The sequence below is a fragment of the Flagellimonas lutimaris genome (assembly GCF_003581615.1).
In the GTDB taxonomy this organism is placed as follows: Bacteria; Bacteroidota; Bacteroidia; order Flavobacteriales; family Flavobacteriaceae; genus Flagellimonas; species Flagellimonas lutimaris.
This window is the reverse complement of sequence record NZ_QXFH01000077.1, coordinates 261,752-277,859: the sequence shown is the minus strand read 5'-3', so window position 1 is coordinate 277,859 and position 16,108 is coordinate 261,752. Positions and strand designations below refer to the sequence as shown.

Here is a 16,108-nt window from a genome sequence, read left to right as displayed (position 1 = left end):
GTTACATACATTGATTTCGACAGTGCATATTGTCTCAATCTGGAACAATAATAGTTAAAATTTTATAATTGGCAATATTTTAACACCATATATTAATAAATTTAAAATTTACCCTCTTTAAATATTGATTTGATATTTTGAAAAACTCTCAGCCATGTAAGGGCGTGGCTTGGTTATGTTACTAATATGTTTAAAAAAACCAATATTGGTCACCAAAAAATCAACAATAAAATGTCATATTGTTAGATATTTTATTGTTTCTCATCGCATTCATCAACTTTATATCCAAACGTCTTAATCTTTATCTGTTCGTGTCCCTGTATTTAGTATCTGTTTTATCTTCCGCTGCAGTCAAGATTTTAAAAGTGTTATTTTTTGATAACTGTGTTAAATATTCTAGAACCACCAGTTTATTTAAACACTTAGAATCGGAATCTTACTAGTAAAAGCTATCGCTATGCGAAATAATGCATTCTTATTTATTTAAGTTTTTATTGTATCATTTTGGAACAATAAGATTTAATTTTTTCATATTTGTATTTTTTCGATATAAATTTTGCGATGTTTATAATATGTTGCCGTCAAAAAATAAATATTTATCCAACGTCTCTTTTGATACCGTAATCTTTGGTTTTACTGGAGAGGAGTTAAAAATTTTGGTTCTTGAATACCAAAACTCGGGCATGTTTGCACTACCTGGAGGTTACATTCGGCGTGATAAAAATTTGCTCGATGCGGTTAAAGAAGGGGTTAAGAGACGTACGGGACTGAATAAAATACATTTGGAGCAGTTTCACACTTTTGGAATGTTGAAAAGATCGGATCCCGAACCAACAAAAATAATTGCACGTGGACTAGGTTATGAGTTAGAAGAAGATAATTGGATGTTGGATAGATTTATCACTATCGGATACTATTCCCTTATTAACTATAACCAAGTAAAGCCCAAACCCAATAAATATTCCGACTCTATAAATTGGTACAGTATTAATAACCTTCCCCCGCTAATGATGGATCATGAAAAAATCGTAGAAAAAGCTTTGGAAGTCATTAGAACCGATCTTCTTAAAAAACCTATCGGAATAAATCTTCTACCTGAAAAGTTCACCATGAAGGAATTACAAAAGGTTCATGAAACCATTCTGAACAAAAAATTACGGCGTACTACATTCCAACGTAAAATACTTAATATGGATATTTTAAAAAGACACGAAAAATTGTTTACTGGAGCTGCAAATAAAGCTCCTTATCTCTATAGTTTTGACAAGGATAAAATAGAAAATACGTAGACAGTCCCTTTATCGATACACTTTAGTCTTCAAAAACCATTAGAGTGTAAAACACAAAACAAAATACCAAAATGCCAAACTTTAATATTGATGCCGATCCAAAATATACTTATGATGCCATTGTAATCGGTTCGGGAATAAGCGGTGGATGGGCAGCCAAAGAGCTCTGCGAAAAAGGATTGAAAACCTTGGTGTTGGAGCGAGGACCCATGGTGGAACACCCAAAAGATTACACCACGGCCAATCTTGACCCGTGGGACATGGAACTTCGTGGTGGATTAACACCCGAGGAACAAAAAAAACATTATAAGGCCATCCGCTCCGGGTTTATTGGTAAGGATACAGAACATTTTTATGCCAACGACGAGGAAAACCCCTATACCGAGGTAAAACCTTTCCTTTGGATACGTGGCCATCAAATGGGTGGCCGCTCCCTTTTATGGGGCAAACAGACATACCGCTGGAGTGAGATGGATTTTGAGGCAAATGCCAAAGATGGCCACGGAGTAGATTGGCCCATACGCTACAAAGATTTGGAGCCATGGTACACTTACGTAGAAAAATTTGCCGGTATCAGTGGCGAAGCGCTAGGATTACCGCAGCTTCCCGATAGTCACTTCCTCCCCCCAATGGAACTGAACTGTGTGGAAAAAGAAGTAAAAAAACGAATTGAGAGCAACTTTCCCGGAAGGCATATGATAATTGGGAGGGTAGCGCATTTAACCCAACCACTGAATGGTAGAGGGCAATGCCAATATCGTAATCGATGTAGTCGAGGGTGTCCATACGCAGCATATTTCAGCAGTAATGCAGTGACGCTTCCAGCAGCCAATGCCACCGGGAACCTTACTTTCCGACCCTATTCTATTGTTCAGTCCATTATGTACGATGAAGGAAAAGGCAAAGCTTCAGGGGTACGAATTATTGATGCCGAAACCAATGAAGCTATTGAGTACAAAGCAAAAATCATTTTTTGTAACGCTTCTACCTTGAGTACAACACAAATACTATTGAATTCCACCTCCCACCGTTTTCCAAATGGAATGGGCAACGATAGTGAGGAATTGGGGCACAATTTAATGGATCACACGTATCGCGTTGGCGCCCTTGGAAAAGTTGAAGGCTTTGATGACAAATATTACAGCGGACGCCGGCCAAACGGAATTTATATCCCACGGTATTGGAACATTGATGAAAACTCAAAAACGGATAAATTTTTACGTGGATTTGGATATCAAGGTGGAGGTTACCGTATGGGCAATAGCGAAGCCGCCAACCGCAAAGAATTTGGAGGCAATTACAAAGACAGTATTATGAAACCAGGGCCTTGGGAATTCTTCATTACAGGTTTTGCAGAGTGTCTTCCCTATCACGATAACAAGGTATATCTCAACAAGGAGGTAACCGATAAATGGGGGCAACCTACCCTATCCATCGAATGTGAATACAAGGAAAATGAACTGGCCCAGAACAAGCAAATTCAAGAAGACGCGGTGGAGATGTTGGAAAAGGCTGGAGTGAAAGATGTAGTTGGCTTTGATAATGAACACGAACCAGGCTACGGTGTTCACGAAATGGGAACGGCACGTATGGGTCGCGACCCAAAAACATCAGTTTTGAACGGTACCAATCAAATACATTCGGTGAAAAATGTATTTGTGACCGATGGTGCCTGCATGACTTCCAACTCATGTGTAAATCCTTCACTTACCTATATGGCACTTACCGCAAGGGCTGCAAATTATGCAGTAGAAGAACTTAAAAAATTCAACATTTGATCATGGACCGGAGAAAAGCTTTAAAATTTACGGGAAGTATGGCAGCAGCTGCTGTCGCTGGCCCTTCATTACTCACATTGCTGCAATCATGTAAAAACGAATCTAGAGTTGATTGGCAACCGCAATTTTTAACCATGGACGAAGCCGCCTTCGTATCCAAAATAGTGGATATGATTTTGCCGCGGACAGAAACTCCTGGGGCTTTGGATGTAAAAGTTGACATTTTTATCGATAAGGTCTATACCTATTTGTACGATACCAATGGACAAAATAATGTTCAAAAGGAAATCAAAAAATTCAATGATGACTGCAGAAACAATTACGGAGATGCCTTTGTCTCGCTGTCTGAATCCGACCAAATAAAAGCGCTCCAAAAAGCGGAGGAAAATTCCGGTCAATTTGGAAGCAGTGTTTGGGGAACAGCCATTGGAAACCCAGAACCGGTAGGCTTCTATCGCTCATTAAAATCGACCGCATTATGGGGCTATTTCACCTCGGAGCAAATTGGGAAAAATGTGTTGAATTACGACCCTATTCCAGGAGCCTACCATGGTTGTCTGAACCTAGATGAAGTAGGCAATAAGTGGAGTCTTTAGATTTATGAAATCCACACCATTTTATATCAACCGAAGAAAGTTTTTAAAAGGTACTACGGCTGCCTTGGCTCTTTCATCGTTTGGTGCATACGGTCTAGATTTGGTCTATTCCCAAAAAAAATGGAATGTTGGACTTATTGGCTGTGGATGGTATGGCAAAAGTGATTTGTTTAAACTCATACAAGTAGCCCATGTGGAAGTCGTATCACTCTGTGATGTGGACCAAAAGCATTTGGAAGAAGCGGCCAATTTAGTTTCACAACGACAAAAATCCCGTAAGAAGCCAAGATTATATCAAGACTATCGAAAAATGCTGGCTGAAAAAGACTTGGATATTGTTCTGATCGGTTCACCCGACCATTGGCATGCACTCCAAGCCATTGAATCCATGGAATCGGGTGCCCATCTTTACCTTCAAAAACCCATTAGCCTTGATATTTTGGAGGGCGAAGCCATTCTGGCAACGGCCCGAAAACTTGGAAAAAAAGTACAAGTAGGTACACAGCGTAGAAGCACACCCCACTTAATTGAAGGCAAGAAAAATATTGTTGATGCCGGATTGCTTGGCAAAATATCGCACGTGGAAATGTGCTGTTATTACAACATGCGATGGAATGCAAATCCGCCAGTTCAACAAGTTCCTGATCATTTTGATTACGACTTTTGGTCAGGCCCAGCTCCATTGAGACCATTTATAGGCTTACCGCATGGAAAATGGCGTGCCTTTATGGAATACGGAAATGGCATTGTAGGAGATATGTGCGTCCATATGTTGGATGCCGTTCGTTGGATGTTGGGGCTCGGATGGCCTAAAAAAATTAGTTCCACTGGTGGGATTTATGTGCAAAAAGATTCTATTGCCAATACTTCCGATACACAAACCGCTATTTTTGAATTTGATGAGCTCAATTGTGTATGGCAACACCGAAGCTGGGGCACCCCTACCGATCCCGAATATCCTTGGGCATTTTTTATATATGGTGAAAAAGGAACCTTTAAAGGAAGTGTATTTCAATATGAGTTTATTCCAAATAATGGTGGTAAAACCATAAAAAGAGAGGTAGTTTACGAACGTGCTCAATATCCAGAGGATTTAAAGGAAGAAGGTATCGAACTTCATACCGCACCGGCAACCCGTGGTCATATGTTGGATTTGTTGGATTCTATTGAGAATGATAGACAACCAGTTGCCGATGTGGAACAGGGGCACATTTCCACCGCAAGCTGTATCATGGCCAATCTTTCCATGGGATTGAATCGGCCATTGGTCTACAATCCACAAAAGCAAATCATTGTGGATGACTCCAAAGCCACATCACTACTAAAACGAAAATATCGCGGACCATGGCAGCATCCTTCGGAATCCATATTATAACTAGAAAAGTATGCTTGACTTTCAACCGACAATCGTAAGAACCATGAAAAAAATCAACCTTTTACTTCCTCTTCTTTTCATGATCACTTTTGGATTCTCCCAACACGATATTAAACGTACCATTATCACCACCGATGGAGAAATTGACGATGTGGATACATTCATTCGATTTTTAATGTACACTAACGAATTTGATACCGAAGGTATAATATACTCCAGTTCCATGTGGCATTGGAAAGGCGATGGAAAGGGAACCACCATGGTATCTGAAATGGAAATGACCCGAAATATTTATGGGGAACGAAGTGAGTTGAGATGGCCAGGCACCTCATGGATACAAGAAGTATTGGCCGAATATGAAAAGGTGCATCCCAACTTGTTGCTACACGACAAAAACTATCCTACCGCCAAAGAGCTATTGGCGATGGTAAAGGTTGGCAATATTGATTTTGAGGGAGAAATGGACAATCGGACGGAGGGTTCGGCGTGGATTGCCCAAAAATTACTGGACGAAGACCCTCGTGAAATTTTTCTTCAGGCCTGGGGCGGCACAAACACAATTGCAAGAGCATTAAAATCCATTGAAGAAGACTATTCCGACCATAAAGATTGGGAAAGCATCAAAGAAGGGGTATCAAAAAAAGCCATCATCTATACCATCATGGACCAAGATGCTACCTACAAAAAATATATTGGACCCAACTGGCCAAAAATCCGTGTTTTTTACAACGCCAACCAATTTTGGTGTTTTGCCTATCCATGGAAACAAGTGGTTCCCAAAAGTCAACAACCTTATTTGGAAGGTAGTTTTATGGGGGCTAACATTATAAATGACCACGGTCCATTGTTAAAAAAATACTATTCCTACGGAGATGGGCAAAAACAGGAAGGTGACCCCAACCATTTTGAAGGGGATATTTTAAAAATTGCGAATACCGAACGTGGCAGTTTTTCCAAATACGATTTTATATCCGAAGGTGACTCTCCAGCATTCTTGCACCTAGTAGATGTAGGTCTGGACAATTATGAGAATCCATCACGTGGAGGCTGGAGTGGTAGATTTGTTCAATCTGAAGAAAACCCGCACCGTTATGAAGATGGTAAAGCCGCCTCGGATTTAAATCCAGAAACCGGTGAAATGGATAAGAGTTACGCGCAAACCCGCTGGATAAAACCAATGCAGCTTGATTTTGCTGCTCGAGCCGATTGGTGCATAAAATCTTTTGATGAGGCGAATCACCCTCCAAATATTTCAGTGTCAGAGGGAAATGCCATCCATGCCAAACCAGGTGAAATCATCGATTTAAATTTATCAGGGGAGGATATAGATGGACATCCTGTGTCTTTTAAAGTCTGGCCTTATGTCGAAGCCGGAGATGGTGCTGCAAGCATTGAGTTGAATACCAATAAGGTTTCCGTACAAATACCGGAAACTGCCAAAATAGGAGAAAAATATCATGTTATTGTGGAAGGTACGGATACTGGTTTTCCCGCCCTGACCCGTTACCAGCGAGTAATCATAAAAATTGAATGAACGTACATCTTTGCCAAGTGTCCATCAAAATAAAATAACGCTTACAGATGAATAGTTTTTTAAGATTTAGGGTGCTAGTTAGTTTAATTGAGTTTAGTTAAGCGTTTTCTTTTGCACTCTTGGCCTTGTAGAAATACAAGGCCTTTTTTATTATTCAACACGTTATGTTACCTTTATTTACTCATTAATAGCACAAAAATTAAAACAACCGACCAAATGCAAATGCTAAAACATTGCCTTAACTATGGCATCCTATTATCGACAGTACTTTTTATTAGCTGTAGCCCAAAGTATACAGAAGAAGTTAAAGAGGATTTTAACCTCGTACACAATGAAAATGGTAAAACCTTAGGGTATAGTCCAGATTCCGAAATATCTATTTTAACGGCAGATCGTTTAGCCTTTAAAGACCTCAATAAAAATGGCACTTTGGATCCTTATGAGGACTGGAGATTAACACCAGAAGAGCGTGCCACTGACCTTGCCTCAAAAATGAGTGTCGAACAAATCGCCGGTTTAATGTTATATAGTGCTCACCAATCTATTCCTGGAGGAGGTAACAGCTTTTTTGGACCAGTTACTTATAATGGAAAACCTTATGTCGAAAGTGGCGCTAAACCAAGCGACCTATCGGATGCACAGAAGAAATTCCTTGAAGAGGATAATCTAAGACATGTATTGATCACCAGTGTAGAATCGCCCGCAATTTCAGCGCAATGGAACAACAATGCCCAAGCCATGGTAGAAGGCATTGGACTGGGTATACCAATTAATACAAGCTCTGACCCTAGACATGGAAGTGATTCCTATGCAGAATTCAATGCGGGAGCCGGGGGACAAATTTCAATGTGGCCCAGTACATTGGGATTAGCAGCAAGCTTTGATCCATCTTTGATGCAACAATTTGGAGAAATTGCATCTAAAGAATATCGGGCATTGGGTATCGCAACCGCACTATCCCCACAAATTGATTTGGCCACAGAACCAAGATGGTCGCGTTTTGATGGCACTATGGGAGAAGATCCCAAACTTGCTGCTGATATGGCCAAATCCTACGTGGAAGGATTCCAGGCCTCGGAAGATGGGGATTGGGGCAACCAGAGTGTTAACGCCATGGTTAAGCACTGGCCCGGAGGAGGGCCCGAAGAAGGTGGTCGTGATGGCCATTTTGGCTATGGAGCCTATGCGGTTTATCCTGGAAAAAACCTAGAAGACCATTTAAAGCCTTTTACTGAGGGTGCCTTTGATTTAGATGGACCAACAAAAATGGCAGCGGCAGTTATGCCTTATTACACCATTTCATACAATCAAGACACTGAAAATGACGAAAACGTGGGCAATGCCTATAACAAATACCTGATTACAGACCTGCTACGTGGCAAATACGGCTACGACGGTGTAGTTTGTACAGATTGGGGCATTACGCGCGATGCGCCAAATGTATATGAGTTTAGAGGGAAGCCTTGGGGGGTTGAAAATTTGAGTGTTGCTGAAAGACATTACAAAATCATTGAAGCAGGTTGTGACCAATTTGGTGGCAACAACGAAATGGGTCCCGTTATCGAAGCTTATAACATGGGGGTTGAAGAACATGGTGAAGAATATATGAGAGCACGTTTTGAGACCTCTGCCGTTCGCTTATTGAAAAATATTTTTAGAACCGGGTTGTTTGAAAATCCATATTTGGATGTGGCAGAGACAGAGAAAATTGTGGGTAACTCAGAATTTATGGAAGCAGGATATAATGCGCAGCTTAAATCTGTGGTTATGCTGAAGAACAAAGCAAAAACCCTTCCATTAGAGGCCAAGAAAAAGGTTTATGTGCCACAACGATATGTGGCCCCCGCTGTAAACTGGTTTGGCGTTGCAACACCGGAACGCACAGAACATCCATTCAACATGGAGGTGGTAAACAAATATTTTGAAATTGTGGATAACCCCGACAATGCTGATTTTGCACTTGTTGGCATAGAAAATCCAAATGGTGGAGTTGGTTACGATATTGCGGACAAGGAAAAAGGAGGAAACGGATATGTTCCTATCAGTTTACAATATGGAACCTATACTGCTGCCAATGCAAGAGAAGTCAGTTTGGCGGCAGGAAGTCCTTTGGAAGAAGATGTTTCCAACCGTTCCTATAAAGGAAAAACAACTACGGCCTCCAATATTTCGGATATGGCCTTGGTAACAGATACCAAAAGAAAAATGGGCGATAAACCTGTAGTTGTCATTGTTAGAATAGCCAAACCCATGGTATTTGCTGAAATTGAACCAGCTGCGGATGCAATATTGGTTCAAATGGGTGTTCAGGACCAAGCATTAATGGACATTATTTCTGGTAAGGTGGAACCTTCAGCTTTATTACCATTCCAAATGCCCAATGATATGATGACGGTTGAGGACCAATTTGAAGATGTGCCACGGGACATGGAACCTTATACCGATTCTGATGGAAATGCCTATGATTTTGCTTTTGGACTTGATTGGAAAGGAGTTATCGATGACACTCGGGTTGAAGAATACAAATAATATTATACCAACATTTAGATTTAAAAAGCCTTCTGTAACCGGAGGCTTTTTTATTTTGGATTACTACGATTTACACTTTACATGATAAATCGTACGTTTCCACTACTTTATAACCAATCATGATTTAATTTAAGGACAATGTATTATTTTTAGCCTGCCAACAAATTTTTCAAACTAAATCACATTTTAAATGCTTCATAGCGAAAATATTGAGAAAAATCTGTTTATAATTCCCTTTCTCAATGCTATTTGTCCCTTAAGTCCAAGTCTAAAATCATATCTATTTGAAAATATAAAGACCTGCTCTTTCGAAAAAAAAGAAATGATCAGTAAAGCAGGGGAAATATGTGACAGACTATATTTTATTAAAAGAGGTATGGTTAGGGGGTATTTTGAAATTGATTCTTCAGAGATCACAACTTGGGTGGACACCGAAAATGAGGTTTTCAGCTCCATTACTGGCTTTTTTAGAAATGAAAAAAGCCAAGAAAATATACAAAGTCTGGAAAAAACTTATTGTGATTACTTAGAATACGAAGACTACAAATATTGCTGGGATCACTTTCCAGAGATGCGTCAAATAAACCGTATTCTCCTTGAGGAGTATTATATACTGGCAGAGCAAAGAGTGTATTTAGCGAGAATCCCCAATGCAAGCAAACGGTTGGACTATTTTATGGAGCACAAAAAACCTCAAATTGTTGATAGGATTCCCAAAAAATATTTAGCGTCATTTTTAGCAATGAGGCCTGAGACCTTATCGCGGCTTATGAGGGAAAGAGATTAAGATTAGCACAATAGGCTTCCAATTAATTTCAAGAATTCTCGATTAGAGCAAAAGCTATTGACAAGCTACTACACTTTCAATAACTTAACCTTAAACTTGGTTCCAACACCAACTTCGCTCTCAACTTCAATGGTACCGCCCATGGACTCAATCTGATTTTTTGTAATAAAAAGGCCTATACCCCTGGCATCTTTATTTCCATGAAAGGTTTTGTACATACCAAAAATTTTCTTTCCATACCTTTCTAAATCAATACCCTTTCCGTTATCCTCTACAGATAATACTATAAACTGATCTTCGATATAAGATTGTATCGTAAGTGTTGGTTCCTTTTCAGGGTCGCGATATTTAATGGCATTCGTGGTTAAATTCAAAAAAATGCTTTCAATATATGCAGGCACCCCTTTTACCTTAAAGGTATCCGAAATATTGGTATTTACATTGATTTTATTCTCGAGTATTAGTGCATTTACATCCTCCAAAATCTTATCAAAGGTGTTGCGCACATGTACTTCCTTAAGTTTTTTGCCAGTTTCCAATTTTACTTGCACAACTTCATTCAAGTGTGTTATGGTTTCATTCAGCCCGTCTGAAGCCCTGCCAAGCATGTCAATCATTTCTTTTTGCTCTTCTTGCTTTAATCCATCTTCTGAAAGAAACTTACAAATCATGGTGAGATTGGCCGAATTTGAGCGCAAATTGTGCGATACGATATGGGCAAAATTCAAAAGACTGCTATTCTGGTTAGTAGTCAATTGGAGTAGGTTTTTTAATTTTTTCTCTGCTTTGATGCGGGGGGAAATATCTACAATTTGGGAAATGAAATGAGATAAGGTACCATCAAAATTCTTGACCGATGTAACCGTAAGTAAAATATACACTAATTGGCCACCTTTATCAAAATATCTTTTCTCTATTTGATAGGTACTTCGCTTGCCTTCCACAACTTCACCTAATAAGGCCAAATCAATTTCCAAATCATCTGGATGGGTAATGTCCTGAAAGGTAAGTTGTAACAATTCTTCGTTACTATACCCAAGACTTTCACAAAGACTTTGGTTTACTTTGATGAACTTACCATCCAAAGCAACAAGTGCCATACCTACCGATGAGTTTTCAAAAGCTCCTTGTAGTGATTCTTCGCTGGTTTCAAGTTGTAATTCTGTGGTTTTTAATTCGGTAATGTCCACATTGGCACCTATCATCTTAGTTGCCTCTCCGTTATTGTCCCTCGTAACCGTCGCTTCGGCCTTTATCCATCTAATATCACCGTTTGGCCATTTCACCCTAAAGGTAGTATCAAAGTTCTTTTTCCCTTCTATGGCATCTTTTACTTCATTGGATGATCTTTCCAAATCTTCCGGTAAAACACATGATTCCCAGGCTTCAAAAACCCCTTTAAAATCAGATTCTTCGATTCCGTACAAGCTATACATGTTGGAATCCCACAAGAGTTCATTTCTTTTGATATCATATTCCCAAATTCCAATTCCGGCTTTATCAGTTGCCAAGGCAAGTCTATCACTAACCTTGTTATATTCGATTTCAGTCTTTTTCCGTCTATCAATATCTTGAAAGGTTCCTATTATCCTAACGCATTTGCCATTGATCATTTCCGGTTCCCCAATGGCCCTTACCCAAACCTCTTTATTTTGGGCCGTAATAATTTGAAGCTCGGTATCCCATGCCTTACCATATTCCATCGCTTCCTTAACAAGCTTTGAAATGGTTGTTCTGCTATACCCCTCTTTATAAAACGAAATGGCATCTGCCAGATTGGGAATATAATTTTCGTCCACCCCATGGATCTCTTTGGTGATGTGCGACCAGTAGATTTTATCATTTACCAGATCAACTTCCCATCCCCCAATCCGTGCCACACGTTGCGACTTGACCAAAAGTTCTTCTTCAAGTTTTTTATTGGTGATATCTTCCAAAACAAGTATAATGCCGGTTATGATGTCACTTTCATCCTTAACGCTTTCAATTTTCCAATTGTACCAAACGGTTTCACCATTTTCAAAAACCATACGAGCCTCACCCGATTTAAAACCCTCATGCTCCAAGCAAAACCTCATGTCAGATTTTAGGGCTTCTGGCAACTTAGGCATAGATTCAAAAAATGGCTTCCCTACCATTTCATCAGTCTGACCAAAATATGCTGACCAACTGTCTGAAAAATCTACAAAAACACAATTTGTATCCAAAACAGCTAGAGGAATGGGGGTCTTTTTAAAAAGGGATTGTTTGACTATCACGTAGCTTTCAATTAATTGAAAAAACCTCAATCTAGGTTCAAAATATCGTTAATAACGTTAAAACAAAATACAATATTATTAAGAATTAATAAATTAAGATATCGGACAGGAATCTAAACTTCTGTAAGATATTTATAATTTAGGCCTTTGGTGAATACTGGTAATCTTGATTGAATATTCCAAAGATGGTAACAGGCCTCTCAAAATTATTATTGTGAGAGAGCATATAGGTATATTAACTGAAGAAAAAGAATTTTGGAACTTCCATCCCTTTGTTCAAGACCTAATATTACAAATGAGACTTTTAAAATTAGAGAAAGTCGGGTTTCTCAATTTTTTCGTATCATATCTTATCTGTCATTAGACAAATTTCATTGAAAAAGAGAGAAATCGAAATAGATTCTCGTGAAAACGTACATATACAAGTAAAAGGACTTCAAAAATATAATCTCTCGGAAGGATTTGAACTCAACTGGCCGACCACTATGTTTACAAAGTTTATCCTTGCTTATGCTTTGATAATAAACAAATTATAGATCATTTATGGTATTCTGTCTTTGTAGACTAGAAATTAACCATAAAATATTAAACCGTTTTTGGCGTGTATTTTCCTTTTAAAAATAAAATGGGCTGAACCAATTTGGAACAGCCCGATTATTTTAGTTTTTATAATATGGTTCTTTTAAATATTAGTGAATTCCACAGTATGAACAATTTTAGAATCTTTACCGTTAATTGATATCATTTTAATTCATCAAGTAACTTTTCTGATTCTTCTTTTAATAGATTTTTTGAAATCAATTCGTTTGCGATATGCCTTGCTTTTTCTTCTTTATTCAATGAAGCATAACTTTTGGCCAATAAAAGCTGTAGGTTTTCATTAAAAAAGTACGGCGAGGTCAACTCTACCAATTCAACACCTTTCAATAACTCCTCATTGTTTTCGCTAGAAGCCAAAATTTTATAATAGCCGTAGGCCGCTATCAATGGCATGTCATATTTGGCTTTGTTTTTGGCCAGCTCCGCTTCGGCCCATTCAATTGTTTTTGTTCTATCCAATAAGTCCTGCAATAAGTAAGCGCTCCTTTCATCGTTGTACAATTCTCTTTTAACAGGTGTAAGACCTAAAGATGATACAACAGCTTCGGCCGATCTTGCGGTTGAAAAGGGATTTTGACCGGTAACAAACTTGCCTGATACAACAACTTTGGAGAGCATAAAATCAGTTTGCTTAAAAATGGCTCCCCTTGATTCTAATTTAGTTTCCAGACTAAAAGGGAATTCCTTCACCCATTTTTTCCCAAAAAGCTCCTCTTCAATGTTGCAAAAACTGGTTATTTCCACATTATTTATAATGTAATCATCACCATTTTTGACATTAACGAAGGCTGCAGGGCCATGACAAACAGAAGAAATAATGGCTCCTTCCTTATTGTACAAATTTGAAATGATATCCTGAAGAGCAGGGTCATAGGGCAAATCAAACATCGCACCCTTGCCACCAACTATATAGATGGCATCATAGTCCGCTGCATTTATATCGGCAGTAGCTTTGGTATGGTCCAACAAACTGAGAGCATATTTATCCTCTAAAAGTATTTTGTTGTAAGGTTTGTCCTTGTTGTATTTGTCCGCTTCTACCTTGCCGCCTTTTGGGCTCGCCACATCTATGGATAGATTATTGTTTTTAAAAATTAAATAGGCTTGGGAGAATTCATCAAACTCGTAACCAGGTCTTGCCTCCCCCATATCTTTTCCATAACTGCTGACTACCATTAATACTTTTTTCTTGATGTCGTTGGTTTGAGAAAAAAGCATGACAGGTAAAATAAATACGATACTTAAAATAATTTTTTTCATTTTTTGATTGTTTTGAATTGAATAAAAAACACGAATAAAAGCCTGTTTTGTTACATCAAAAGTTTTACGTTCAATGACAAATTACAGGTGATTGGTTTATGATTTGATCGTTGTTTGAAATTTGTGGACCTTGGAATGAATGTCTTCTTTCAAATCAACATCGTTGATTTCCCCGTTATTGAAATTATCATAGAAAGAGGGCAATGCAAAAGTATCTGTGATGCTGGCTCCCATAAACGGGAAGTAAGCACTTGCAGCTTGCAGTACAGATGCTCCACCTCGGCCTCCAGGTGAAGTAGCCATTAACAGCATAGGTTTTTCTTTCCATATTTTCATATTGACACGGGATAACCAGTCTATGGTATTTTTGAATACCGCTGCATACGATCCATTATGTTCTGCGAGAGATACCATAAATCCATCGGCAGTATTAAACAACTCATCCAGTCTTTTGACCGCAGTTGGAATACCATTTTCAGTTTCAAAATCAACACCATAAATGGGGAGGACATAATCGTTTAAGTCAATTGAAATAATTTCTACATCTTCCAATAAACCAGAGGTATAGGTGATCAAACTTTTATTGATGGATTTTTGACTATTGCTTCCTGCTATTGTGATTATTTTTTTCATGATTACTGTTTTAGATTTTAAATTGTTTATAAAGTTTTTCGGTAATAGAAACCGAGAGATGATTTTTCTATTGGGTCAAGTCCATACTGGTCAAAGTCCATACCTACACCAAATTGGTGCCCATTGAACGACACACCTGCACGCAATTGCTGAAAACTCCTGGAATGGGCTTTAAACTTGTCCCAGACAGTTAAAAACTGCCCATTTAACCAAAGGGATACGTTGTCATTTAGAGGTGAGTTGAACTGAAACTGTGCAAACGCTTCGGCATAGCCAGCATTCTTTTTCTCGGAATGGGCAACCGTAGGAATAATTACAAATAATACGCGTGAATTTTTTAGTGTGAGCTTTGCCGACAGGCGTTCTGAATACCCAGCAAAACTGTTGTAATAAATAGATGGACCAATGGCAACACTCTTGTTGATGTTCCAAAATAAAGTGGGTTGAACGCCTACTTCATCAAAACCCTCATTCTCTTTTTTATTGAATTTTTGAAAGAAGGCAAGGGTTGCAATACTGAGGTTATTTTTCTCATTGATCGGATAACCTGCATACAATGTAAAATCCGTTTTATCAAAACCCGAAAGCAGTTCTACTTGCGTAAATTGCGCATTTGAGTTCTTCGCAAATCCGAAAATTAATAGTGGAATAATGATTACTATTTTTTTCATGCTTCAAAATTCCGCGAGGAACACATGAAAAAAAATGAACTAGTTTAAGACTTTTACATTCGGTTGACTTTGGAGATGATTTTACTCATGAACTCTGGTGTAATGCCAATGTAGGCCGCTAAGTCTTTCTGGGTAATTCTATTGATAATGTTAGGGTATTTCCTTTTGAACTCGATATATCTTTCCTCTGCGGTTAAGGATATCCCATAATTGGAACGCCTTATGTAATTTATGAGCGACCTTTGATAGAGTATGCGATAAAACTTTTCGAATTTTGGTATCTCTTTAAAAAGCAACTCGTAATTAGCTCTAGAAATACCTAATAATTCTGAATCTTCTGTGGCTTTAATGAAATAACGCGAAGGTTCTTTGGTGATAAAACTGGCCATGTCCCCTGTCCAATAATCTTCAACGGCAAACATAGAGATGTGGGGTACACCATCTTCGTCCAAAGTATATACTTTCAAGCAACCTTTGGTGATAAAATACTCGTATTTGGTTATTTCACCAGCTTGCATCAAAAATGTCTTCTTTTTTACTTTCACTTCGGCAAGCAAAGAAATATACTTCTGTTTTTCAAGCTCGGTTAAATCAATAAACCTACCGACATTATCAATGATTAGTTTATGTGAGTACTTTAATTCCAAGATGAGTTTTTATAATTTCTTCCTAATAACTATCCAAAATCAGATAATTAAGGTTGGAATTAATCAACCTACTTATCTGCAGCTATATTTACTATTTAAGATATATTTATTTGCATTGAAACCAGAAAATAATTTTCCGGTTTATAATTGA

General features: G+C 38.4%; 12 protein-coding genes. 7 read left to right on the top strand and 5 right to left on the bottom strand.

Annotated elements, in window-relative coordinates; genetic code table 11:
- Nucleotides 1–572 precede the first annotated feature (572 nt).
- The 7 genes from D2V08_RS15465 (at nucleotide 573) to D2V08_RS15435 (ending at nucleotide 9,888) form a co-directional block, all read left to right on the top strand.
- Nucleotides 573–1,289, top strand: a complete 717-nt coding sequence (locus D2V08_RS15465) for an NUDIX hydrolase (protein ID WP_119609177.1) — start codon at nucleotides 573–575, stop codon at nucleotides 1,287–1,289.
- A gap of 71 nt (nucleotides 1,290–1,360) precedes the next feature.
- Entirely contained in the window at nucleotides 1,361–3,067 is a 1,707-nt protein-coding gene (locus tag D2V08_RS15460) for a GMC oxidoreductase (RefSeq protein WP_119609176.1), read from the top strand.
- A gap of 2 nt (nucleotides 3,068–3,069) precedes the next feature.
- The gene (locus D2V08_RS15455; RefSeq protein WP_119609174.1) at nucleotides 3,070–3,663 is read left to right on the top strand and encodes a gluconate 2-dehydrogenase subunit 3 family protein; all 594 of its coding nucleotides are present in this window, start codon (nucleotides 3,070–3,072) and stop codon (nucleotides 3,661–3,663) included.
- 4 nt (nucleotides 3,664–3,667) lie between these two features.
- A complete protein-coding gene (locus D2V08_RS15450; RefSeq protein WP_119609172.1) occupies nucleotides 3,668–5,038 on the top strand; it encodes a Gfo/Idh/MocA family protein in 1,371 nt (456 codons plus the stop codon).
- A 43-nt stretch (nucleotides 5,039–5,081) separates the two neighbouring features.
- Nucleotides 5,082–6,572: a DUF1593 domain-containing protein gene (locus D2V08_RS15445; RefSeq protein WP_245980602.1), complete on the top strand. Its 1,491-nt coding sequence runs from the start codon at nucleotides 5,082–5,084 to the stop codon at nucleotides 6,570–6,572.
- Between the two features lie 216 nt (nucleotides 6,573–6,788).
- On the top strand, nucleotides 6,789–9,101 hold the full coding sequence (locus D2V08_RS15440; RefSeq protein ID WP_439108281.1) for a glycoside hydrolase family 3 protein: 2,313 nt from the start codon (nucleotides 6,789–6,791) through the stop codon (nucleotides 9,099–9,101).
- A 190-nt stretch (nucleotides 9,102–9,291) separates the two neighbouring features.
- Complete coding sequence (locus tag D2V08_RS15435) at nucleotides 9,292–9,888, top strand: Crp/Fnr family transcriptional regulator (RefSeq protein WP_119609169.1); 597 nt, start codon at nucleotides 9,292–9,294, stop codon at nucleotides 9,886–9,888.
- A gap of 68 nt (nucleotides 9,889–9,956) precedes the next feature.
- Here D2V08_RS15435 and D2V08_RS15430 read toward each other — a convergent pair whose 3' ends face one another.
- From D2V08_RS15430 to D2V08_RS15405, 5 genes are all read right to left on the bottom strand, one after another.
- The gene (locus tag D2V08_RS15430; protein ID WP_182835577.1) at nucleotides 9,957–12,146 is read right to left on the bottom strand and encodes a PAS domain-containing sensor histidine kinase; all 2,190 of its coding nucleotides are present in this window, start codon (nucleotides 12,144–12,146) and stop codon (nucleotides 9,957–9,959) included.
- A gap of 741 nt (nucleotides 12,147–12,887) precedes the next feature.
- Nucleotides 12,888–14,006 (bottom strand): type 1 glutamine amidotransferase domain-containing protein, encoded by a 1,119-nt coding sequence (locus D2V08_RS15420; RefSeq protein ID WP_119609163.1) that lies wholly within the window; start codon nucleotides 14,004–14,006, stop codon nucleotides 12,888–12,890.
- Between the two features lie 96 nt (nucleotides 14,007–14,102).
- Entirely contained in the window at nucleotides 14,103–14,639 is a 537-nt protein-coding gene (locus D2V08_RS15415) for an NADPH-dependent FMN reductase (protein ID WP_119609161.1), read from the bottom strand.
- Between the two features lie 26 nt (nucleotides 14,640–14,665).
- Complete coding sequence (locus D2V08_RS15410; RefSeq protein ID WP_119609159.1) at nucleotides 14,666–15,310, bottom strand: hypothetical protein; 645 nt, start codon at nucleotides 15,308–15,310, stop codon at nucleotides 14,666–14,668.
- Nucleotides 15,311–15,363: 53 nt separating this feature from the next.
- The gene (locus D2V08_RS15405; protein ID WP_119609158.1) at nucleotides 15,364–15,957 is read right to left on the bottom strand and encodes a Crp/Fnr family transcriptional regulator; all 594 of its coding nucleotides are present in this window, start codon (nucleotides 15,955–15,957) and stop codon (nucleotides 15,364–15,366) included.
- Nucleotides 15,958–16,108: the final 151 nt, after the last annotated feature.

Bases quoted from the DNA above. Each gene is read 5' to 3' on its own strand.
- D2V08_RS15465 (WP_119609177.1), top strand. From the start codon at position 573: ATGTTGCCGTCAAAAAATAAATATTTATCCAACGTCTCTTTTGATACC.
- D2V08_RS15460 (WP_119609176.1), top strand. From the start codon at position 1,361: ATGCCAAACTTTAATATTGATGCCGATCCAAAATATACTTATGATGCC.
- D2V08_RS15455 (WP_119609174.1), top strand. From the start codon at position 3,070: ATGGACCGGAGAAAAGCTTTAAAATTTACGGGAAGTATGGCAGCAGCT.
- D2V08_RS15450 (WP_119609172.1), top strand. From the start codon at position 3,668: ATGAAATCCACACCATTTTATATCAACCGAAGAAAGTTTTTAAAAGGT.
- D2V08_RS15445 (WP_245980602.1), top strand. From the start codon at position 5,082: ATGAAAAAAATCAACCTTTTACTTCCTCTTCTTTTCATGATCACTTTT.
- D2V08_RS15440 (WP_439108281.1), top strand. From the start codon at position 6,789: ATGCAAATGCTAAAACATTGCCTTAACTATGGCATCCTATTATCGACA.
- D2V08_RS15435 (WP_119609169.1), top strand. From the start codon at position 9,292: ATGCTTCATAGCGAAAATATTGAGAAAAATCTGTTTATAATTCCCTTT.
- D2V08_RS15420 (WP_119609163.1), bottom strand. From the start codon at position 14,006: ATGAAAAAAATTATTTTAAGTATCGTATTTATTTTACCTGTCATGCTT.
- D2V08_RS15415 (WP_119609161.1), bottom strand. From the start codon at position 14,639: ATGAAAAAAATAATCACAATAGCAGGAAGCAATAGTCAAAAATCCATC.
- D2V08_RS15410 (WP_119609159.1), bottom strand. From the start codon at position 15,310: ATGAAAAAAATAGTAATCATTATTCCACTATTAATTTTCGGATTTGCG.